24 protein-coding genes and 1 pseudogene are annotated in these 20,649 nt (G+C 60.4%); 14 read left to right on the forward strand and 11 right to left on the reverse strand.

The window, feature by feature from the left end:
- Window positions 1-4 precede the first annotated feature (4 nt).
- On the forward strand, window positions 5-376 hold the full coding sequence (locus FJ957_RS02975; protein WP_140828336.1) for a response regulator: 372 nt from the start codon (window positions 5-7) through the stop codon (window positions 374-376).
- A 517-nt stretch (window positions 377-893) separates the two neighbouring features.
- On the opposite strand, the gene FJ957_RS02980 is transcribed toward FJ957_RS02975, so the two are convergent.
- Both FJ957_RS02980 and FJ957_RS02985 read right to left on the reverse strand, forming a co-directional pair.
- A complete protein-coding gene (locus FJ957_RS02980) occupies window positions 894-3,200 on the reverse strand; it encodes an FdhF/YdeP family oxidoreductase (RefSeq protein WP_140828342.1) in 2,307 nt (768 codons plus the stop codon).
- A 123-nt stretch (window positions 3,201-3,323) separates the two neighbouring features.
- Window positions 3,324-3,623, reverse strand: a complete 300-nt coding sequence (locus FJ957_RS02985; RefSeq protein WP_348642535.1) for a low affinity iron permease family protein — start codon at window positions 3,621-3,623, stop codon at window positions 3,324-3,326.
- Window positions 3,624-3,872: 249 nt separating this feature from the next.
- On the opposite strand from FJ957_RS02985, the gene FJ957_RS31745 reads away from it, so the two are divergent.
- A complete protein-coding gene (locus tag FJ957_RS31745; RefSeq protein ID WP_181180511.1) occupies window positions 3,873-4,151 on the forward strand; it encodes a hypothetical protein in 279 nt (92 codons plus the stop codon).
- An 854-nt stretch (window positions 4,152-5,005) separates the two neighbouring features.
- Here FJ957_RS31745 and FJ957_RS02990 read toward each other — a convergent pair.
- A complete protein-coding gene (locus FJ957_RS02990) occupies window positions 5,006-7,114 on the reverse strand; it encodes a catalase (RefSeq protein ID WP_140829506.1) in 2,109 nt (702 codons plus the stop codon).
- Between the two features lie 531 nt (window positions 7,115-7,645).
- Between FJ957_RS02990 and FJ957_RS02995 the strand changes: the two genes are divergently transcribed.
- From FJ957_RS02995 to FJ957_RS03005, 3 genes are all read left to right on the forward strand, one after another.
- Window positions 7,646-7,825, forward strand: a complete 180-nt coding sequence (locus FJ957_RS02995; protein ID WP_140828352.1) for a hypothetical protein — start codon at window positions 7,646-7,648, stop codon at window positions 7,823-7,825.
- Window positions 7,826-7,896: 71 nt separating this feature from the next.
- Window positions 7,897-8,169 (forward strand): hypothetical protein, encoded by a 273-nt coding sequence (locus FJ957_RS03000; protein WP_140828355.1) that lies wholly within the window; start codon window positions 7,897-7,899, stop codon window positions 8,167-8,169.
- A gap of 36 nt (window positions 8,170-8,205) precedes the next feature.
- Complete coding sequence (locus FJ957_RS03005) at window positions 8,206-8,823, forward strand: NAD(P)H-dependent oxidoreductase (RefSeq protein WP_140828358.1); 618 nt, start codon at window positions 8,206-8,208, stop codon at window positions 8,821-8,823.
- A 19-nt stretch (window positions 8,824-8,842) separates the two neighbouring features.
- On the opposite strand, the gene FJ957_RS03010 is transcribed toward FJ957_RS03005, so the two are convergent.
- Window positions 8,843-9,094: a hypothetical protein gene (locus tag FJ957_RS03010; RefSeq protein WP_140828360.1), complete on the reverse strand. Its 252-nt coding sequence runs from the start codon at window positions 9,092-9,094 to the stop codon at window positions 8,843-8,845.
- A 200-nt stretch (window positions 9,095-9,294) separates the two neighbouring features.
- On the opposite strand from FJ957_RS03010, the gene FJ957_RS03015 reads away from it, so the two are divergent.
- Both FJ957_RS03015 and FJ957_RS03020 read left to right on the forward strand, forming a co-directional pair.
- Window positions 9,295-9,537 (forward strand): hypothetical protein, encoded by a 243-nt coding sequence (locus tag FJ957_RS03015; protein WP_140828362.1) that lies wholly within the window; start codon window positions 9,295-9,297, stop codon window positions 9,535-9,537.
- 119 nt (window positions 9,538-9,656) lie between these two features.
- Window positions 9,657-10,097: a GFA family protein gene (locus FJ957_RS03020; protein WP_140828364.1), complete on the forward strand. Its 441-nt coding sequence runs from the start codon at window positions 9,657-9,659 to the stop codon at window positions 10,095-10,097.
- 9 nt (window positions 10,098-10,106) lie between these two features.
- On the opposite strand, the gene FJ957_RS03025 is transcribed toward FJ957_RS03020, so the two are convergent.
- Window positions 10,107-10,319 carry a hypothetical protein gene (locus FJ957_RS03025; RefSeq protein ID WP_140828366.1) on the reverse strand — a complete coding sequence of 71 codons (213 nt, stop codon included), beginning with the start codon at window positions 10,317-10,319 and terminating at the stop codon, window positions 10,107-10,109.
- 88 nt (window positions 10,320-10,407) lie between these two features.
- Between FJ957_RS03025 and FJ957_RS03030 the strand changes: the two genes are divergently transcribed.
- From FJ957_RS03030 to FJ957_RS03040, 3 genes are all read left to right on the forward strand, one after another.
- A complete protein-coding gene (locus tag FJ957_RS03030; RefSeq protein ID WP_140829510.1) occupies window positions 10,408-10,683 on the forward strand; it encodes a hypothetical protein in 276 nt (91 codons plus the stop codon).
- Window positions 10,684-10,975: 292 nt separating this feature from the next.
- Window positions 10,976-11,278 (forward strand): hypothetical protein, encoded by a 303-nt coding sequence (locus tag FJ957_RS03035; protein WP_140828368.1) that lies wholly within the window; start codon window positions 10,976-10,978, stop codon window positions 11,276-11,278.
- Window positions 11,279-11,318: 40 nt separating this feature from the next.
- On the forward strand, window positions 11,319-11,981 hold the full coding sequence (locus tag FJ957_RS03040) for a DUF6766 family protein (protein WP_140828369.1): 663 nt from the start codon (window positions 11,319-11,321) through the stop codon (window positions 11,979-11,981).
- Window positions 11,982-11,993: 12 nt separating this feature from the next.
- On the opposite strand, the pseudogene FJ957_RS03045 reads toward FJ957_RS03040, so the two are convergent.
- The 3 genes and pseudogenes from FJ957_RS03045 to FJ957_RS03055 all read right to left on the reverse strand — a co-directional run bounded on the left by FJ957_RS03045 (window position 11,994) and on the right by FJ957_RS03055 (window position 14,752).
- Window positions 11,994-13,782, reverse strand: a pseudogene (locus FJ957_RS03045) (thiamine pyrophosphate-requiring protein).
- A gap of 69 nt (window positions 13,783-13,851) precedes the next feature.
- Window positions 13,852-14,397, reverse strand: a complete 546-nt coding sequence (locus FJ957_RS03050) for a DUF4142 domain-containing protein (protein WP_140828371.1) — start codon at window positions 14,395-14,397, stop codon at window positions 13,852-13,854.
- Between the two features lie 79 nt (window positions 14,398-14,476).
- A complete protein-coding gene (locus FJ957_RS03055) occupies window positions 14,477-14,752 on the reverse strand; it encodes a hypothetical protein (protein WP_140828373.1) in 276 nt (91 codons plus the stop codon).
- A gap of 150 nt (window positions 14,753-14,902) precedes the next feature.
- Here FJ957_RS03055 and FJ957_RS03060 point away from each other — a divergent pair, with 150 nt between their 5' ends.
- A complete protein-coding gene (locus FJ957_RS03060) occupies window positions 14,903-16,114 on the forward strand; it encodes an FAD-binding oxidoreductase (RefSeq protein WP_140828375.1) in 1,212 nt (403 codons plus the stop codon).
- Between the two features lie 32 nt (window positions 16,115-16,146).
- Here FJ957_RS03060 and FJ957_RS03065 read toward each other — a convergent pair whose 3' ends face one another.
- Together FJ957_RS03065 and FJ957_RS03070 are read right to left on the reverse strand one after the other, a co-directional pair.
- Complete coding sequence (locus tag FJ957_RS03065; protein ID WP_140828377.1) at window positions 16,147-17,160, reverse strand: ATP-dependent DNA ligase; 1,014 nt, start codon at window positions 17,158-17,160, stop codon at window positions 16,147-16,149.
- Window positions 17,154-17,657 carry a GFA family protein gene (locus FJ957_RS03070; RefSeq protein ID WP_140828378.1) on the reverse strand — a complete coding sequence of 168 codons (504 nt, stop codon included), beginning with the start codon at window positions 17,655-17,657 and terminating at the stop codon, window positions 17,154-17,156. The genes FJ957_RS03065 and FJ957_RS03070 overlap by 7 nt, the downstream gene beginning before the upstream one ends.
- A 104-nt stretch (window positions 17,658-17,761) precedes the next feature.
- Between FJ957_RS03070 and FJ957_RS03075 the strand changes: the two genes are divergently transcribed.
- Window positions 17,762-18,370: an isochorismatase family cysteine hydrolase gene (locus tag FJ957_RS03075; protein ID WP_140828380.1), complete on the forward strand. Its 609-nt coding sequence runs from the start codon at window positions 17,762-17,764 to the stop codon at window positions 18,368-18,370.
- Between the two features lie 11 nt (window positions 18,371-18,381).
- Here the strand turns inward: FJ957_RS03075 and FJ957_RS03080 are convergent, their stop codons facing one another.
- The gene (locus tag FJ957_RS03080) at window positions 18,382-18,825 is read right to left on the reverse strand and encodes a PPC domain-containing DNA-binding protein (RefSeq protein WP_140829513.1); all 444 of its coding nucleotides are present in this window, start codon (window positions 18,823-18,825) and stop codon (window positions 18,382-18,384) included.
- Between the two features lie 229 nt (window positions 18,826-19,054).
- Between FJ957_RS03080 and FJ957_RS03085 the strand changes: the two genes are divergently transcribed.
- Together FJ957_RS03085 and FJ957_RS03090 are read left to right on the forward strand one after the other, a co-directional pair.
- Window positions 19,055-19,624: a (2Fe-2S)-binding protein gene (locus FJ957_RS03085; RefSeq protein ID WP_181180484.1), complete on the forward strand. Its 570-nt coding sequence runs from the start codon at window positions 19,055-19,057 to the stop codon at window positions 19,622-19,624.
- Window position 19,625: 1 nt separating this feature from the next.
- Window positions 19,626-20,648: a xanthine dehydrogenase family protein subunit M gene (locus FJ957_RS03090; RefSeq protein WP_140828397.1), complete on the forward strand. Its 1,023-nt coding sequence runs from the start codon at window positions 19,626-19,628 to the stop codon at window positions 20,646-20,648.
- Window position 20,649 lies beyond the last annotated feature (1 nt).

The raw sequence follows: 20,649 nt of genomic DNA on the forward strand, positions 1-20,649 counted from the left end.
CCACATGATCTTGGTCGTCGAAGACGATTATCTGATCGCGCTGGACATAGAGGCTGGACTGCTGGCCGAAGGCTTTTCGCTGGCGGGCCTCGCGACCAGCGCCGATGAGGCAATAAATTTGGCGCTATCGACCAAGCCGGCGCTTGCGCTGATGGATATCCGCTTGCTTGGCAAGCGGGACGGAATCGAGGCCGCCCTGGAATTGTACCGCGATCTTGGCATACGGTGCATCTTTACGACGGCGCATAGCGATCGCGACGTGAAGCTTCGAGCTGAAGCGGCCAGACCGCTGGGATGGGTGCAGAAGCCTTATTCGATAGCGACGCTAGTCGCAGCCATTCGAAATGCTTTTCAGGAGCTCGAGGAGGAGAGCTGAACGCGCGGAGAGGGTCATTTAAGCAGTTGGACGCGCCGAGCGCCACGTCAGTGCTTGATCTTGGGTGTGATTTGAACCTTTGGACCAGGTCTTGAGACCGAGGCGATGGAGACTTTCGGTAGATGCGTAGCTGGTTGCTCGCGGAAGCATACGGAACGGTACGGGAAGCTTCGTGATTTTTCCCACAAAAATGCAATGAAATCAATGTCCTAGCCACGTCCTCCGGGCCCGCCATTCAGGCCGCCAGTTTTGGCGTGTCTTCAGCCGTCTCAGAATAGGGTCGACATTTCCGTAGGTTAGCGGCGCCCTCGCGGCAACGCTTGGCGGTGACGCCGCCTTTCGCGTTTCTGATATTCAGTCCGGTCTAGCGTCGCAAACGGCAGCTTTGCGCTGCTTATCGGATGTTCGAGATGGCATTCCATGGAAGCGGCCATTCGTTCATCTTCGATCGACATCGGCACTTGACCGCCCAAGCGCCCATTTAGGACGACAACCAATGGCCGTCAGGCCACGCGCCTCACTCAGGCCTGATGATCCGCACCGGCACCGATTTTGCCGCCGGCACATGCGCCTTCTCCGCGCGATGCCAAAGCGGGATCAGTGGATTAAGCTCGGGATAATAGCCAGCGCAATTGCCGCGCGGGATTGAGTAGGGTGTTACCCTCAATCCTCGAACGCAACGCTCGATCCCGTCATCGGCAGCCGAAATCACGTCGATCTCCTGTCCTTCGCGGAGGCCGATGGCGCGGATGTCATCATCGTTCATCAGCAGCACCATGCGCGTTCCGTAGATGCCACGCAGTCGATCGTTGTAGCCATATACGGTGGTGTTGAACTGATCGTTCGAGCGAATGGTGATCAGTGTCAACACACCCGGCCGCGCAGTATCTACGTCCGGATCGGTCTCCAGTGCGGTCGGCGGCTTGAAGTTCGCCTTTTTGTTCGGCGTCTCCCACACTCGGTTCGATGCCTTGATATCGCGATGAAATCCACCAGGCGTCAGAAACCGCTTGTTGAAGTCCTTGAAGTGCTGCGGATAGCAGCGTTCGATCTCGTCTCGAATGCGCGCATAGTCGTCAATCCATTCGTCCCAGGGGATCGAGCTCTTGGCAGCCACCGTGGCCTTGGCGAGTTCCGCGACTATTTTTGGCTCGGAAAGCAGTTTAGGACTGGCGGGCGGCCGATAGCCGAAGGAGCCATGGATGCAGGCCGTCGAATCTTCCATCGACACGTGTTGCTCGCCGGTTGCCTGCCGGTCTTTCTCGATGCGAGACAGGCAGGGCAAAAGATAGGTGACAGCGCCCGGGATCAGATGGCTGCGGTTGAGCTTGGTAGCTATCTGGACGTGCAGTCTCAGATGTCGCCACGACGCCTCTACCAAGCCGGTCTCCGGCACGGCGCGAACGAAATTGCCTCCCAGTCCGATGAAGGCCTTCACGGACCCGTCGATCACGCCCTCACAGGTCTCGACGGTGTCACGGCCCTTTTCTCGCTGCGGCTCGAACCGATAGAACTCGGCGAATTTGTCGAGCGGCACGAGCTCCGGCTTCTCCGATATGCCGACCGTGCGCTGCCCTTGAACGTTGGAGTGGCCGCGCAGCGGCGAAATGCCGGCGCCCCTCTTGCCGACGTTACCGCGCATCATCAGCAGGTTGCAGAGCATGTGAACGTTTTCAGTCCCGTGCCGATGCTGCGTCAGCCCCATTCCATAGTTGCCGATCACCGCCGAGGCGCGGCTGTAGACGTACGCGACATGTTCGAGGTCGGCCTGCTTTAGGCCCGAACGCGCCTCGATGTGCTTCCACGAGGTCCCGCGCACATAGGCTTCGAAGGCATCGAAGCCGTGCGTATGCTCTTCGATAAACGCGGTGTCGAGAACACAAGGCGCTCCTGTTTGCTTAGCCGCGTCATCAAGCGCCAGCACGGCTTTCGCGATGCCCGTCATCGCTGCAATATCTCCGCCGCCACGAAGCTGAAGGAAGTCGCTCGACATCTTCGTTCCGGGACCCGGCGAGAGCATCTCGCGCGGGTCCTGCGGGTTCTTGAAACGCTTCAGGCCGCGCTCGGGGAGGGGATTGAATGTTATGACCGGGACGCCGCGCCGACGCGCCTCTTCGACGGGGTGAAGCAGACGCGGTGCGTTGACGCCCGTGTTGTGGCCGAAGAAGAACATCATGTCGCAATGCGCGAAATCCTCGAGCTGCACTGTGCCGACCGGCGAACCGATACATTCCGGCAGCCCCACGGAGGTAGACTCGTGACACATGTTCGAGGAGTCCGGCAGGTTGCTTGACCCGTAGATGCGAGCGAAGAGCTGGTACATGAACGACGCTTCGAGCGAGGCGCGGCCGGAGGTGTAGAAAACAACCGATTTCGGATCGAGCTTGTTCAACTCCTCTCCGATGCTGCGGAACGCCTCTTCCCACGACACCGGCTCGTACTTATCCGTGACCTCGTTGTATCGCATCGGCTCGAGAAGCCGGCCTTGCTTTTCAAGATCGTGATCCGGCCAGTCGAGCAACTCATTGACCGAATGCGAGGCAAAGAAATCTGGCCCGCATCGACGCTTCGTCTGATCCCACATCGTGGCCTTGGCGCCGTTTTCGCAAAACTCGAACGGACGAGGCTCCGCTGGCTTGGCCCATGAGCAGGAAACGCACATATAGCCGTCCGGTTTGTTCTGCCGCAGCAGGGTGTTCCAGATACCGGACATCAGCAGCCCCTCGGCCCTCGCCCGACGGATCAACGACTTTAGGGAACCCCATCCGCCCGTGGGATGATCATATTTTGCGATTTTGACGTGGTCGGTGGTGGAGGGATTCATGGCTGTGCTCGCGAACGCTCTTAGGCCTGCAACAATTGCGAGGAGGGTAAGTTCCTTCGGAGAAATCGGGTCCTTGGCGCCGTGGTTCACGACTTGGTGATGCCGCGCAACGAAGCCGAAAGTTCAGCCCGCCTGTTCGCTAGCGGCCGACCGTTCCTTTTCAATCTTTTCCGGTTCCTTGTCGTCGATCTCCGTAACATCGTCACTCGCGGTGCTGGTCGCCCGGATGAGCTCATCCAACTTCGCCTGCAGGGCTTGCGTGTCGCGATGCTCCGCCCGCTGAATGAAGAGTGTCATCGCCCAAGTGACCAGAGTGGCAACGCCGTGCCAGTCGAACGTCTCACGCTCGAAGATGATCCAACTGACGGTGAAGGCGGCAAGGATCAAAAAGGCCGAGGGCCGCGAAGTGAAGACGCCGCCCAAGGTTAAGGCTTCTCGAAGCGCGTGTTTGACCATCACCCCGAACGTGAGCGGAACCCCCAGGTTCCTTTTTGGCGAACAAGAAGCTCAAGAAAAGCGCGCGGAACGAACCATTTGTGTTGGCGGTTGTTGGAGATCAAGCCGCTCACCTAAAACGGAGGTCACCATGGAACGCGACATATTGCTTTGGCTACTTGGAGTTCCAATCCGATCATCCTCCTGATCATGCTTTTCGCGCGACAGGAGGATTCGATGAGTTCCGCTATCTCGCCAATCGAGGTCACCGAAGAATCCTCGTCCACCGCCGTGAGACCTATCTCGCCCAACTGGGCGCTACACGAACGGGGCCTTTCCGAGACCGATGCCAAGGCGCATGTCGATGCCGTCATTGCAAAAGTCGAGGATGCAAAGACAAAGGCGAAGCAGGCGGCCGACAGTGCGAGGAAGCCGCAGCCGCTTTCGCCTTCCTCGGTGCCTTCCTCGCTCGTTAGCCCAAGAGCGCTTCATTACTCCGGCCCGGGCTCGTCTTGAGGCGAGTTTTTCTTTTCATCAGCGCCGACAACAACATTGGAGTCACTAGGAACCAGTGGAATTTGGCCGAGTTGGAACATTAAAGAACGGTTCGAACCATGTCTCGGGATCAAGATCAAAGCGACGGCCTTGCGAAACTGCTGAGAAAGCAGTTCGCCAACGAAAGAATGCGGCGGCACTTGCGCGGCCTGCCTCTTTTCAAAGTTGAAAGATGGCTTCCCGACGGACTCCGAGAAATTCTCGATCGTTTGGGAAAGAGCGGTGGAAACAATAAACGTCAGTGACGGAGACCTCGGCTCTGTTCACGGCGCCAGCCTGCGCTACCGCTCGCCTTGGGTCTTGCGAGCAGTTTCGGCCTCTTCAACGGTAATGGCGCAGACCAGCCGGCCAGCTTCGTCCCGAACACGCGCCAGCCAGCCCGACAGATCGCCTATGCCGGGTTGACGATCGAACAGGACATTGCGGAGCGGACGGCTTCCTCGCGCGCCGCCTCTCGCTTCGGCATTCTGGATGGAGGAACCAGGCGGCTGCCATCGCCGTCGCGGTACTCGAAATCATAACTTCCGCCTTCGTCCTCCGCAGCGCCCAATATGACCTGGTCGAAATTGCCGTTGCTTTCGGCGTCATAGGCGTTGGACGCTATATCGAAAGTAGCCGTCTGAACCAGGATGGCTTCGCACGCTCTAAGGCGGGTGCGTGATTGCCCCCTTGTAGCCATCTCAACGGTAACGCATTCGCCTCCCTCGCCACGGAAGTGCACAAGCTGTATCAAATCTCCGGTCTGGGAGGTGGCTTCCTCGAACTTCAGTTCGCGTTAGTTGCATTCGAGCCTCCCTGTGCCGACAACAACCCTGTCATAGTTTGACCGCCATTTCCCGGCTCCAAAGACGCAGCTTGCGGCACGATTCCAGAAAGCCGGCAATCGCCTTCGGATCGTCGAGAGCGATCATGCCTTCGTCGGCCTCGGGGCCGACGCCCGCTTTCTGCAACAAGGGCATGGCGCCGGCTGTGAAGGCTATGAATTTGCAATGCGCAAACGCGTCGGCAACGAAGTCGCGCGCGCCAGCCTCGCCGGTCAGGCGCTCGGCGCCATCTTCGGTCAGGACAAGGGCGACCGCATCGAACAGAACGGAGGGACCACCGTCGATCATGTGCCGGCCTTCAATCCAGCTGCCGTCGCCGGCTTCGACACCGCCGACCTTCGGAGCGATAACCTCCATGGTGGCGCCTTCCTTTTCGACGGCCGTTTGTAGGCGCTTGAGAAGCATCGCATCAGCTCCTGCGCTGACGAGCGCACCAACCTTGCGGCCTGCAAAACTCTTTGGCCCATTCTCGACGATGCTCAGCGCCGGCGACGGCTCCAGATCGTTTCTTGTGGCGACGGCAGCGTCAGCAGCCTTCGGCAATTCCTTGATCCCGAGCCTGTCCGCAACCGTCACCGCCAGCCCTTCGTCGATGTTGATGAGATGCGCGATCATTCGCTCGCGGATAGCCGGCGTCTCGACCTTGCTGAGTTCGAAAGTCAAAGCCATCGCGATATGGCGCTGCTCCGGCGGTGTCTGGCTGTTAAAGAACTGCCGCGCCTGGCTGTAGTGGTCGGCGAAGCTTTCGGCGCGCAGGCGGACCTTTTGACCCTCTTCCACCTCGGCGAAAGAGCGAAAACCACGCTCCGGCGATTCCCGCGGACCCTCGCCAAATGAGTTTGGCTGGTAGTTTACCCGTCCAGTCGGATTGCGGATCGCCATGTGCCCGTCCTGCTGGAAATGATGAAACGGACACTTAGGCGCGTTGATAGGAATGTGCGTGAAGTTGGGGCTGCCCAGCCGCTTCAGCTGCGTGTCGAGATAGGAGAAGTTACGGCCCTGCAGCAGCGGGTCGTTAGAGAAGTCGACGCCGGGCGGTACATTCTGCGTCATGAATGCCACCTGCTCGGTCTCGGCGAAGAAATTGTCGGGCATGCGATCGAGCACCAGCCGGCCGACCGGGATCGGTTCGAGCTCTTCCTCCGGAATTATCTTCGTCGGATCCAGCACATCGAAGGCGAAGCTGTCAGCGAAATCCTGGTCGAATAGCTGAACGCGCAGCTCCCATTCCGGGAAATTGCCGGATTGGATGGCCTGCCAAAGATCGCGGCGATGGAAGTCGGGGTCCGCCCCATTGATCTTCACCGCCTCGTTCCAGGCGACAGACTGCAGACCCAGTTTCGGCTTCCAGTGGAACTTGACGAATGTGGATTCGTCCTTGGCGTTCAGGAAGCGGAAGGTGTGAACGCCGAAACCCTCCATGAAACGGAAGGAGCGTGGTATCGCGCGGTCCGACATGACCCACATGATCATGTGCATCGACTCAGGCGTGAGTGAGATGAAGTCCCAGAAATTGTCGTGCGCGGACTGGGCCTGCGGGAAGGCCCGGTCGGGCTCCTCTTTGACGGCATGGATCATGTCGGGGAACTTGATCGCGTCCTGGATGAAGAAGACCGGGATATTGTTGCCGACGATGTCCCAGTTTCCCTCCTTCGTATAGAGTTTGACCGCGAAGCCACGGACGTCGCGCGCCAGATCGAATGAGCCCTTGGAGCCGGCGACCGTGGAAAAGCGGACGAAGGCCGGCGTCTTCTCGCCGGCGCGTTGGAAGATGTCGGCGCGAGTGTATTTGGCGAGCGACTCGTAGGTCTCAAAATACCCGTGTGCGCCATAGCCGCGCGCATACACGACGCGCTCGGGTATGCGCTCATGGTCGAAATGGAAGATCTTCTCGCGAAAGTGGAAGTCCTCAAGGACCGTCGGTCCACGCGGGCCGATCCTGAGTGAGTTCTGATCGTCCGAAACCGGACCGCCTTGGGCAGTGGTAAGGACATCATCGTCCCCACTGGCTCGCTGATGCAGTTCGCCGCCTTCGCCGCGTACCAATCTTTGGTCGTGGATAACGGCCTCATTTGTCACGCGGCGGGGCGACTTGGTCATCACTCAATCCTTCTTGCTCGAAAAGGGGTGGCTCGGTGCGCAAACGACATGCTTCGCGCCGCATTGCGTTCGGCTCCGGGAGCGGCGATCTCGGCGCGCGATCGGTCAGCCTTCACACGTCGGCTGGCGTCCCAGTTGCCCATCCGATTCCTGTTTTTTGAATCCCGCTTTCCTTCAATCCGGGAGCATGCCGTGCGTTCCGGCCGAAATATTTCGTGATCGGGACGGGGCTCCGAGGAATACGGAGGAGAGGGTGCGCCGCCCTACGCCATGAAGCGGCAGGGCCTTGGAACATTCTTATGCATCGGCAGTTCAGCGCTAAAGGAAACGCAAGATGAAATGCTTGGCAGGCCTCATCGCCGGATGCAGCGATAACGGCGTCGATAGCTCGAACATGAGTTCGGTGAGCAACCAACCCCGGATCAGAACCCTCAGGCCGACCAGGATCCGACCGCGAAATCGAGCACTGGCGGTGACCAGCAACGTGCACAGGCCCCCAAGCCCGCAGCGCCGAAGCAATAGGAAGATGTTATGGCCGACAGATCGATCGATCGTTCGAAATCGGATCGCCCACCCGAGCGCGACGCCGAAGCCCAGTCCGAGAAACGTCACAAGGGCGGCAAGAATGACGGTGTCGTAAGCGCCGATCCACGCGTCATCTCAAGGAAGAAGGATGGCGACGCGACGTTTCCGATCAATAAGGAAAAATGACGCGTCCGAGACGTCTGCGGGGTCTGTGCGATCTAAACGCCAGCAAAGCTTCTCCGTCAGGGAAAACAGCAATGCCCAATTTTCGGTTCGAGGTGGTCACTGGCGGTCGGTCCAACCTGATCGACGAAGAGCTTGCGAGCACCGACCTGGCCAGCCCCAAGGCTGTGGAATTGGCGAAGGCTGCAGCCAGCACTTCTCCAGATGCTGACCATTCGGAATCCCAGGTCAAAGTCTATGACGACGCCGGCTATCTGATCGCGACCGTCAATTTCTCCGATGTCTTGCGGGACAGTCCTCCAGAGGACCTGCCCACTGAGGAGCCGGGTGCGATGCGCTCCGGCTGAGTTTCGATCATCCCGCACCTGTAACAGGAAAAACCAATGCCCACTGCCTTTGCCCTCAATTGTTCGCTGAAAGCATCCGACGACAAGGAGAAGTCCTCCACACACAAGATTCTAGCCGATATGCTTTCCGCGCTCCAGGCCCATGGAGTGAAGGGTGAGACCGCGCGTGCCATGGATCACCACATAAAGCCGGGCGTGCTTTCGGATATGGGAAAGGGCGACGACTGGCCGAAGCTGCGCAAGAAGATTCTGGCCGCCGATATCTTTATCCTCGGCACGCCGATATGGCTGGGCCAGCCTTCCAGCGTCGCCAAACGTGTGATGGAACGGATGGATGCTTTTCTCGACGAGACGGACGACAAGGGCCGAATGCCGGCCGCCGGAAAAGTTGCCCTGGTCGCTATCGTCGGCAACGAGGACGGCGCCCATCATTGCCACGCTGAGTGCTATCAGGCGCTGAACGACGTCGGCTTCACGGTGCCAGCCAACGCCGGCGTCTATTGGGTGGGAGAGGCGATGGGGGACGTAAACTATGTTGATCTGCCCGATGCTCCCGACAAGGTCGCCAAGGCCATCGAGATGGCTGCTGCCAACGCGGTTCATCTGGCCGGACTGTTGGCAGGCAGCAATTATCCGGGTGTCAGCGAAGACTGAAGTGCATAGCGCATTCCTTCTAGGCCGGTAAGGAAACCAGCCGCTTGATTTTTTCTAGCTTGAGCAAAGTCAGCTTCCTCAGCGACTTCTCATAGCCGGCCTCACCGTGATCGATAACGAAAACCAGTGTCACAAAGTCGAGCATGAATTCGTCGATTGCAGTGGTTCGATCCTGCGACGTTCTAAAACGCGCAAGCAACGCTCGAGCGCGTTCGGCGCTATCGGCCTGCGCGGCACTGACCAACGCTTCGATTTCTTGGAAAAAGTTCAACTGTGCTCCCCCTGTCGCCGTGAACTAGCCACGAGGAATTCCGTTCCAAGTCAGTTCCGCAAAGACGATGGGCCAAGGTGCAAGCCGGCGCGCCTAGCTGCAATTGTTGCCTGCCGTTGTCGCGCGGGCGTCGCCGCGCGATCCAACGCAAAGGAAGGATTGGGTTGGATGAGGCACGCGGGCGTTTGGGAGGGGCTATCATGCAACGGCGCAGACGGCTGAACGATCCCACGATGCTTTCGCCCCAAACAGACGGCGGGAACGAGTATGTGGCAGGAACTTCACCTTCTTACCGGGTTGCCCTGACGGAAATTTGCGGCGAATGGCGCATCACCATTCGCGAAGACGGAAAGAGTGGTCGCAGTTTTGAGTCAGAGCAATATGCATTGAGCTTGCGGAAGGCCAGAAGACCCGGCTCAAGCATGACAGATGTCCGCATCTGACTGCGCTTATGTTGGACCGAGGTGGAGAATATCAAGCTCACCCGCAACTGATTGGTTCAGGAACCGACAGGCTCTCCTGATGTTGTAGCCGCAAGCGGCATTGCAGGAGACGCCACTCGATGACTCGTATTGAACAAGGCCGTTGCTTCTGCGGCAAGGTTTCAGCGGAATTTGCCGGAGAGCCATTCTGGATCTGCTTCGATCACGACGACGATTGCCGGCGGGCGATCGGCAGCCCGCTTACCGTCTGGATCGGATACCGGCCGGACGACGTGAAATGGACAGGCGCGGACCCCAAGACATTCTCCAAGACCAGAGGCGTGGTCCGATCGTTCTGCGAAGAATGTGGTACCTCTATCGGCTACGCCGATCAGGGCCTCGCGGACGAGTTCTATGTCTCGATCGGTTTCATGGATGCGCCTGAGAAGTTTGCGCCGCAGGCCCAGGCCTATTGGGAAATGCGGCTCCCCTTCATCGTCATGGACGACAGCTTGCCGCGCGTGAATGGCTATACCCGCCGACGCGACCCCTCACTTGGAAATCCGCGCGATCGTTCGTGAGGGCGCATATTAACTCACGCTATTGGGCCGACGTCGGGCAGGCTTGCGCGTCTCCCTCATCTTCAAGGCGTTAAGGAAAGCAACGGCGCCCATATCGCAACCGTGCTTGGACGGTCCATTGGAACTGATGACAATCTTGGCTTGCGCCAGCGTCAAACCATGTTTGTCCGCAAAGGTTTGCGGGTCGTAAGCGCCGTGCCACGTATCGATTGGTTTTGACATGCAGCCTCCCTGGTCGATTTGAACGCACCGAACCGTGATCGGTTGCAGCCGAAGCGCAGTTGTAAGTACCGCTCTTCAGGGAGCAAACCTGGTATGCGCTGTTCGTGCCTTTTGGCCTGAGCACCCGGTCACCTACGCGTTGTCGGTCGCCGCCATCATCGCCGGCGTAGTGCTGGTTCAGGGCTTTCGCGACACTGCGGCGATCCATGCCAAGTTCGACGAGATCGCCGTCGCCTTGAAGGAAACGCGCAACGAAGTCGTCGGGCTGGAGCACGAGGATCCTGACCGGATCAAGACGGCGGTCGACAGGATCGAGAAAGAAGCGGCCGCGGGCGCAACAAGATGCGAGAGGCGCCGTTCCTGATATGCCGGCAGTTGCCGGTTGCCGGGAGTCCCTCAACCTGGCAGAGAGCCCGTCTTGCCGAGGGGCGGGCTCTCACATGCCATTGCAGCCAATAACACCCGCTTCGCCGTCCGACAGGTTGATTTAGGATGGACCTGCAGGCGTAAACACCGCCCCAGCCGCTTCAAACGCATGGCGGATCGATAAGACCTTTTCCGCCCGCGTTTCCAGTGCGAGCACCGTCAAAGGATACCGGCCGTCGGAACAACAGGCCGGCGGCACTGTTTCCGTTGAACGACAACGGAGAAGAGCGATGCCTACCGAATATGAAAACGGCGCACGAAAGCCCGTAACCAAGGACCGGCCGGATCCGAACGACGCCTTCTCGCAGGAAGCAGCGGCCAACAAGAAGCCATCCGGCGGGATGGGCCTGACACGGCCGGTCGAAGAAGTTCAAGACCGGAAGCATCAGCGCGACGGACAGAACCAGCGGCAACCGACACCCAGCCCGTCGACCGAGAAGACGTCCGGCGCCGGGCCCGCCGTCTCGGAACACTCGAAAGACACCAAGGCGCCAAAAACGGGCCGCCAGCCTGGAGCTTATGTGAAGGAATAGCCGTGCCTGGCCTAGCCGACCTTTCGCCAGACGGGGTGACATGGTGAAGTTCGTCAAGGACAACGGCCTGCTGATCGCGGTGTTCTGCATTTTCCTGGGCTGCCTGATCGGGCAGTCGATCGCCGGCTATTTTGCCGACCAGCAGGATCGACTGATGCATGGCCTCTCCAGCCGGCCGTTCGTCTCTTTCCTCGGATCAGGCGAGTTCCTCGAAAGCGTCTTTGAGAACTGGGAAAGCGAGTTCCTGGAGAAATGGGCCTATGTCTTTCTGACCGCTTATCTGGTGCAACGGGGCTCAGCGGAATCGAAGGATCCAGACGCCGACTCGCCCGAGAACGACGATCCGAAATTGCATAGGCGCGATCCCAATGCACCTTGGCCGGTAAGGCGAGGCGGCGCGGTGCTTTGGGCATACTCTCATTCGCTTGGGTTCGTCCTCTTGCTGATTTTCGCGTTCACCTTCATGATCCACCTTTGGCAAAGCACGCGTCATGCGAACGAACAGGCGATACAGCATGGGCAGCCGGTGGAATCCCTATTAGCCCATCTCGCTTCCGGCCAATTCTGGTTCGAGAGTTTCCAGAACTGGCAGAGTGAATTCCTATCGACGGGCGTGCTGGTTTTGCTGGCCATATGGCTGCGGGAGCGCGGCTCGCCGGAAAGCAAGCGGGTCGCCGATCCCCACGACAAGACCGGCCATTGAGCGGAGCCGTTTCTAATCGGCGCCCGGCAAGACCGAGCTCAAAACCTGTCTGACCGTACTGTCGACGACTTTCGCCTCACTGGGGTCGCCCTTGGCCAGCGCGGTGGCGAAATTCTTGACCTGCTTAAGTGTGAAGTGCGGCGGCAGAGGCGGAACTTCCGGGTCGGTTTTGACCTCGAGGACGACCGGCACATCGGAGAACAGGGCGTCGTCCCAGGCCTGGCCGAGATCGGCGGACCGATCGACGAAAATACCCTTAAGACCAATGAGTTCCGCGAAGCGGTGATAAGGCACATCGGGAATGCGCTGCGAGGCTTCGAATTTCGGATCGCCTTCCATCACGCGCTGTTCCCAGGTGACCTGGTTGAGGTCTTCGTTGTTGTAGACACAAAATGACGAAACGAGGGTCGTCCCAGTTCTTCCAGTATTTCTGCACGGTAATCAGTTCCGCCATGTTGTTCATCTGCATGGCGCCGTCACCGACGAGGCCGACGACCGGGCGGTCGGGATGGGCGAACTTGGCCGCGATGGCGTAGGGAACCGCGGCGCCCATGGAGGCGAGGCCGCCGGACAGCGAGCACATCATGCCGCGCCGGATCTTGACGTCGCGAGCGTACCAGTTGGCGCAGGAACCGGAGTCGCTGGTGAGGATCACATCGTCCGGCAAGCGGGTTGAAAGCTCCCAAGCCACGAGCTGCGGGTTGACCGGACTGGCCTTGGCGTGGGCGCGCTTGCCGAGCAGCTTCCACCATTTCTCGACGTTTCGCTCGATATCGCCGCGCCAATCGCGCTTCCTTTTTTGCTTAAGGAGAGGCAGTAGCGCGTCGAGCGTTTCCGCTGCATCGCCGACAAGGGTGACATCCATGGGATATCGCAGCGACATCATTGCGGGGTCGATGTCGATCTCTATGCCGCGTGCCTGACCTTCCTTCGGCAGGAACTCAGAATAGGGAAAGCCCGATCCGATCATCAGCAGCGTGTCGCATTCCTGCATCAACTTCCATGACGGCTCGGTGCCAAGCAGGCCGATCGATCCTGTCACCCAAGGCAAGGCATCGGGCAGAGCTGCCTTGCCGAGAAGCGCCTTGGCGGCGCCGGCGCGCAACCGATCCGACACGGCAATGACCTCGTCGGTCGCCTCGAGCGCTCCCGCGCCCACGAGCATGGCAACGCGCTCGCCACTGTTCAGGATGTCGGCGGCGGCTTTCAGATCGTCCTGATGGGGAATGACCTTCGGTCGCCGGTAGCCGACGCCGGAATGCACCGTGCCATGGACACGCCCCGGTTCTTCGTAGGGCAATTCCTGAAGGTCGTTGGGCAGGATGAGCGCGGTGGCGGTCCTCTTTGCCAATGCAATCCTCACGGCTCGATCGACGAGGTGGCGGACCTGGGCGGGCACGGAAGCCTGATGGACGAATTCGCCGGCAACATCCTTGAACAGCGCCGCCAGGTCGACCTCCTGCTGGTAGTGGCCTCCGATCGCCGCGCGTGCCTGTTGGCCGACGATGGCGAGAACCGGCTGGTGGTCCATGCGCGCATCATAGAGACCGGTGACCAGATGGGTGGCTCCTGGCCCGGATGTGGCGATACAGACGCCAAGCTCGCCGCCGAACTTGGCGTAGGCGGATGCCATGAAAGCGGCCATTTCCTCATGCCGCGCCTGGATGAATTCGATCTTGTCCTTGGCCCGTCCCAGCGCTCCGAAGACGCCATTGATGCCGTCGCCGGGGTAGCCGAACATCCTGCGCACGCCCCAGCTGTGGAGCCGGGAAACCAGGAAATCTCCGACAGTTTTGGCCATGGTGGACCTCCGCGCGCAAAGGCAGAAGCGAGAGCCGCCTCCTGAGGCGGCTCCAATATTGTCAGATGCTTACTTGTTGAGACCGTTGGCCATGTCGAGGTGGTGCTGGAGATGCGGCAGCGTCGCCGCCGCCCACGCCTTGAGGTCCGCCTGCTCACCTCCATCGCCGTAGCGCTTGAAAAGATCGACGGCATCCTCGTGGGCATCGACCTGTATCGAGTGGTACCGCTTGGTGAAATCGGCGCCCTGCAACGCTTTGAGGTCTTTGAGCGTCGACTGCTGCTTGTCCGTCATCGCACCCGGCAGCGTTGCCTTGACCTTCCCGCCGGTTACCAGGCGGTTGAGGTCGGCCGTGGTCTTCTCATGATCGGTAACCATCTGTTGCGCGAAAGCCTTCGTCGCGTCGTCGGAGCGTTCGAGCGCGAGCTTGCTCGATTCGATTTCGAACATGTCGCTGGTCGCCGCTTCCGTGACGAAATCCTGCGTGGAGGGTGCAACGCCCAGCACCGAATTGACCCCGGTCTTTTCCGTCGTGGATGGAGCAGGCGCGTCGGTTTGAGCGAACGCCGAAGTGGCGAGAAGGGCAGCCGCGAGGGCTAAAGGCAAGCGTACCATGAATGTCTCCTGTGATGCTAGCTCAACCGGGCATCACAGGCTTTGTTCCTCCTCGAAACGAATAACCTAATCGAGATGTCTATATCTCGTCGAAACGGGTGCCTTCCTTGGAAGGATCGCGCGACAGCACCCGTTCCTCCTCATCGTCGGGCAGGGCTTCGTCGCTCTCCTGATCGGGATTATCGTCATCCTCCTCGGGTAAGGCACCCTCGGTCTCGCGCAGATCAGGGCCGTTCTCAGTCACCGCACTGTCGGGAAGCACTTCACTGCCCTCGAAGGAATCCCAGTCCTGTTGCTCGATGGTGGGGGCTTCGGCTTCATCCTGCTTTTCGGATCGCTTGCTGCGGGGGTCCATGGCGTTCTCCAATGCTGAGAGCTTCCGTTGACCAATCCCCCGCAAGACCGTTGGTTCCACTGACGCATTGTTCGGCAGGCTTGCATCTGCACTGGAGCAAGGGAACGCCAAAGCCGGGTTCTGACTTATCGTGCGAAACCGGGAACGTTCATGCCTCGCAAGCTCGATCTTAGGAGCGGCACGCCTGTCTGGTCTGCCTATCGCCCACCTTCTGTGCCGGTGGATCGCCTGATGCGCGACGTGAAAACCGACGTGCTTATCGTCGGTATGGGCATCAGCGGCGCAATGATGGCCGAGGCGCTGACCCGCGACGGCCGTTCCGTCATTTGCATCGACAGACGCGGGCCGCTGAGGGGATCAACCGCCGCGACGACGGCACTCGTCCAGTTCGAGATAGATCAGCCGCTGACAAGACTGTCCAGGATGATGGGAAACAGTGCCGCTCGCGAGGCCTGGCGACGCTCCCGGCTCGCGGTCATAAACCTGCGCGGCCGCATTGGCGAACTCGGCATCCATTGCCAGTGCGTGTCCACGCCATCGCTCTATCTCGCGGGCGACAGGCTCGGCGCCTCGGACCTGCGCCAGGAAGCCGAGGCACGGCGGCAGGCAGGCATCGCGGCGTCCTTTATGCCCCGCAATGAGCTGCGCAGCGCGTTCGGTATCGATCGCGCTGCGGCCATTCTCAGTCACGACAATCTCGCGCTCGATCCGAGAAAGCTCACCTCTGGTTTGCTGCTTCACGCACTGGAGCGGAAGGCCCGCTTTTACGCGCCCGCTGAAGCAACGACCCTGGAGGACAATCGCCTGGGCGTGACAGTTGGGACGCGGCAGGGCCCGAGCATCAAAGCGAGGCATCTGGTCCTGACTACGGGCTACGAACTCCTCGATGTCGTGCCGGCGACAGACCATCGCGTAATTTCCACATGGGCGATCGCGACCAGGCCGCAGCCCAACAAGATATGGCCGCAGGCCGCCATGATCTGGGAGGCCTCCGATCCCTATCTCTATCTGCGTGCCACCTCTGACGGGCGCGTGGTCTGCGGGGGTGAGGATGAGGATTTCACCGACGAGGAAAGGCGCGATGCGTTGACGCCGGAAAAGACCGAGCGCTTGGAGAAGAAGCTTGCGCGGATTTTTCCGATGCTCGACACGACAGCGTTTTTTGCCTGGAGCGGCACGTTTGGCGCCACCGGCACCGGCCTTCCCATTATTGGCAGCGTGCCCGGTCATCCGCGTATTCATGCGGTAATGGGCTATGGCGGGAACGGGATCACATTTTCACAGATTGCTTCCGAGATCGTTTCCGCTTCCATTGCCGGCGCACAGGACGCGGACGCAGATCTCTTCGCCTTCAAAACGTGAGCTCGGGCACCATCGCGCGAGCGGATTGAAAACTATTCGATCTGCTCGAACGTACACTGGCGCGGCGCTTTATCCGGCCGCCAGCGCAAGAGCTTGGTCCCGTGCCGGAAGCGATCGCCGGTGACGTGGTCGAAACGGACTTCGACGACCAGTTCCGGCCGAACCGGCTCCCACTCTCCGCTGCGCTCGGTGCTCCAGCAGCTCGGACCGCCCGGCGCCTTGCCGGTGAAGCCGGGTCCGCCGCGCAACTTCTCGAGTCTCTCGGTGAGAGCAGCCCGCTCGTCATTGGCGATGGTCGAGGTGAAGCCGACATGATCGAGCTGCCCGCCGTCATTGTAGAGGCCAAGAAGCAGCGACCCGACTTGCTGCCTGCCATTAAGATAGCGAAAGCCGCCGATCACGCAGTCGGCCGTGCGCAGCCGTTTGACCTTGATCATCGCGCGTTCGCCGGGTCGATACGGCTCGTCGAGCGGCTTGGCGACGACACCGTCCGTCGAACCATGGCCCGAGCCTCGCAGCCATTGCTCGGCAATCGCAATATCGGTGGTCGACGGCGATAGCCGCAGCGCCCTGCCAGCGTGGCCGGACAAGAATTCCTCCAATGCCCGGCGCCGGCCCGCCAAGGGCGCCTCGAGGAGGATCCTGCCGCCCGGCGCGACGAGCATGTCGAAAAGGATCAGCCGCGCTGGCGTCTCGATGCTCAACTTGCGAATGCGGCTTTCCGCGGGATGAAGCCGCATCTGTAGCGCGTCGAAGGAAGCGCGACCGTCGATCTCGATCACGATTTCGCCGTCGACGACGAAATTCCTGAGGTTGAGGCTTTGAACCACGGCAACCAGCTCCGGGAAGTAACGACCAAGCGGCTTGCCGGATTTCGCTCGAAGATCAACGTCGACCTTGCCCTTGAAGCCAAGGCAGCGGAACCCATCCCATTTCGGCTCATACTGCCAAGGCCCGTTCTCCTTCGGCAACACTTCCGCAGTTCGCGCTTCCATCGGCGGCGTATCCAGGGGCAAGGGAAAACTGTTCGCGCGCGCCGCTACCATCGCTCTTCCGTATCGCGATCTGGCAAGTCGATGCCGCAGCAGACCCAACTGAGCCGCTGCGAGGATCCGTAGTTGTATTGCGGCTCGAGATCCGCAGGATCGTCGAAGCTTCCGACATGCAGCGCGATCTCGTTGACGGCGGCGTCATATGCCAGCGCAAGCGGAGAGCCGCATGTCTGACAGAAGCCGCGTTTGGCGAGAGGGGATGACCGCCGGAAGCAAGGCTCCTCGCTCAGCCAAGACACGTCGGCAGAAGGCAGCCACGCGAGCACCGCGAAGGCGCTGCCCGTCGCACGGCGGCACATATCGCAATGACAGTAATGCACGCGTGGGTCGCCGGTCACACGATAGCGGATCTTGCCGCAGAGGCATCCGCCTGAACGTTCGCCAGTCGCCGGGGTGGTGAGAGTCTGTGTTGCATTCATCCAGCTTGAACGCGCTTCGCGGACTGTGGTTTCCGTCGGGAACAGCCGACAAAGCTGGGCGTTGTCCAACATTCCGAGGATCAGGCCTTGAGTCCCAATCACCGCTGCTGCTCGTTGTCCTATGCGCTCTTCCGTTTCATCCCGCTTCACTCGGGCAGAGTTGGGCGGGCATTCTGATGTCGGCTCCGGGCTTGACCTATGGGCCGCTTGGCGATCGCTGCGCGCATCTTTGCGTCGACATGCAAAACCTGTTCGCGCCACCGTCGGAATGGGCAACCCCCTGGATCACCCGGGTCGCTCCGAAAATCACCGGGCTGGTCGAAAGAAAGACCGAGCAAACCATCTTTACCCGCTTCATTCCTGCGATGAGGGCGGGCCAGGGCGCCGGCACCTGGAGGCGTTATTACGGGCGCTGGGCCTCGATGACGATCGAGGCCGTGGGTCAGGAGATGGTGGATCTCCTGCCTGAGCTGCGGGCATTTTGTCCGCCGGCGCAAGTGATCGACAAGCATGTCTATTCGCCTTGGCCGGAAGGCAGGCTGCAGAGCAAGCTCGCCGCCCGCCGGATCGACACGTTGGTGATCACCGGCGGCGAAACCGATGTCTGCGTGCTCGCCACTGTCCTCGGCGCGATCGACATCGGCTACCGAGTCGTGCTGGTGACAGATGCACTTTGCAGCTCGTCAGACGCCACCCATGACGCGCTGATGACCGTCTACCATCAACGGTTTGCCCAGCAGGTCGAGACGGTCGAGATGGAGGTCGTTCTCTCGGCCTGGAATTGAGAGAGGCGCCGCTACGTATCGAGGTCGATCAGCGCAATGCCAAGCTCGGACCGCTTCCTGCGGCGCAGGTGGCCGGGCGATTCCAGCACCGTGACTTCCAGCGTGGGCTGCACGAAACCTTCAAGCAGATGCCCGCCGCGCGTCGACCCGTCGCCGAGACCAAGCACGGCATGCACGTGAAGACTGGATTTGCCACTGTCGTCGACAGCGATGTCGCCGATCGCACTCAGGACCTCACATTGTTCCGGGACAGGGATTCTCCGGTAGGATTTCGACTGGACATCAAACCAACCCACCACCGCCTTCTCGAACGCCCCGATCGCAGTCAGCGACGCCGCGGTAATGCCCTGCTCGGTCGCAAAGGTGGTCAGACGGGCGAAAGCTTCTTCGCCCGGTTCTAGCACGACCACAAAGGTCTTTTGTCCTGACGTTTCCGCCACCAGCTTCGATTTCATGATCAACACCACTTCAACTGTCTCGATCCCAAACTCGAAATCGGGCTCGTGTGTTCCGTGTTTGATGCCGAGGCCGTTGAGCACCTTTTTGTGAGTGTCGGCGGTTTCGCGGCTCAATTGGGAACAATGCTTCGGCTCGGTGGTTAGCGCGAATGACCAGCCAGCGACGGAGCGAGCCATGTCCTACCCTTCAGCCTCCCATGCTACCGGTCTCAACCGACGAAATTTCATGACAGGTACGGTGTCTGCCGCCGCAGCCGTGCCTCTGCTGGCCTCATCGGCGAAAACCGAAGTAGTCAGACCGTCTGGCGCGCGACTAAGGGAGCCGATTGTCACAACACTTCGGATCAACAAGCAACGTCACGAGCTTTCGCTCGATCCCAGAACAAGCCTGCTTGACGCCCTGCGCGACCATGCCGGGCTCACCGGCACGAAAAAGGGCTGCGACCATGGCCAGTGTGGCGCCTGCACGGTGCTGGTCGACGGTAAGCGAGTGCTCTCTTGCCTGAGCTTCGCCGTAATGAACAACGGCAAGGAGGTGACAACCATCGAGGGGCTGGCGTCGAGCGACGGCGCTCTGCATCCAATGCAGCAGGCCTTCGTCGATCATGACGCATTCCAGTGCGGCTACTGCACGCCGGGCCAGATCATGTCGGCAATCGGCTGCGTCAACGAGGGCCATGCGCAATCCGAAGACGACATCCGCGAATATATGAGCGGCAACATCTGCCGCTGTGCCGCCTATCCCAACATTGTCGCCGCCGTCTTGCAGGCACGCGACGAGATGAAGGGAGCCTGATATGCGCCCCTTTGTCTATGAACAGCCAACCGACATCTCCGCGGCGGTCGCTGCAGCGTCCCGCTTTACGACTCGCGATGACCAGCCGACACAAGCGAACGCGCAGTTCATCGCCGGCGGTACCAATCTGGCCGACTATATGAAGCTCGGAGTCGCTGAACCGAACCGTTTGCTCGACCTTAACCACCTCAAGGAGCAAGAGCTCAGGGAGATCCGGGTAACGGAAGACGGCATCCGGTTCGGCGCTCTAGTGCGCATGGGCGAAGCCGCCGATCATGGCGAGGTCAAGCGGCGCTATCCGGTCATTGCCGACAGCTTGCGGCTGGCCGCGAGCGGACAGATCCGCAACATGGCAAGCCTTGCCGGCAACGTCCTGCAGCGCACACGATGCGAATATTTCCGCGAGACGTCTTGGGCCTGCAACAAGCGGGTGCCCGGCTCGGGCTGCGCGGCGATTGAAGGTTTCAACCGGCAGCATGCCGTGCTGGGCGCTGGCGAGGCATGTATCGCTACCTACCACGGTGATTTTGCGCAGGCGCTTATCGCGCTCGATGCCGTTGTTCGCGCAGAAGGCTCGCGTGGCACGCGAAAGATCCCGCTGGCCAAGCTGCACCGGCAGCCCGGCGATACGCCCCATATCGAGACCGATCTCGCCGCAGACGAGATCATCACCGCGATCGACGTGCCCGCCATTCCGTGGGCGCGGCGTTCCCTCTACTTGAAGATCCGCGACCGGGAATCCTATGCCTTTGCGTTGGCCTCCGCTGCCGTCGCACTTGATCTCGATGGCGACAGCGTTCGCGAAGCGCGGATCGCGCTGGGCGGCGTCGCCACGGTGCCTTGGCGAGCCAGCAAGGCCGAGGACGCACTGCAAGGAAACAAGCTCGACGAGGCGGCGGCGGGGGCAGCGGCCGACGCCGCCTTCGCCGATGCTCAACCGCGCCAGCACAACGCATTCAAGATCGAGTTGGGCAAGCGAACGTTGGTACGCGCTCTACTCGAAACCCGCGACATGAAGGTGTGAC

The organism is Mesorhizobium sp. B2-4-6, assembly GCF_006442775.1.
Lineage (GTDB): Bacteria > Pseudomonadota > Alphaproteobacteria > Rhizobiales > Rhizobiaceae > Mesorhizobium.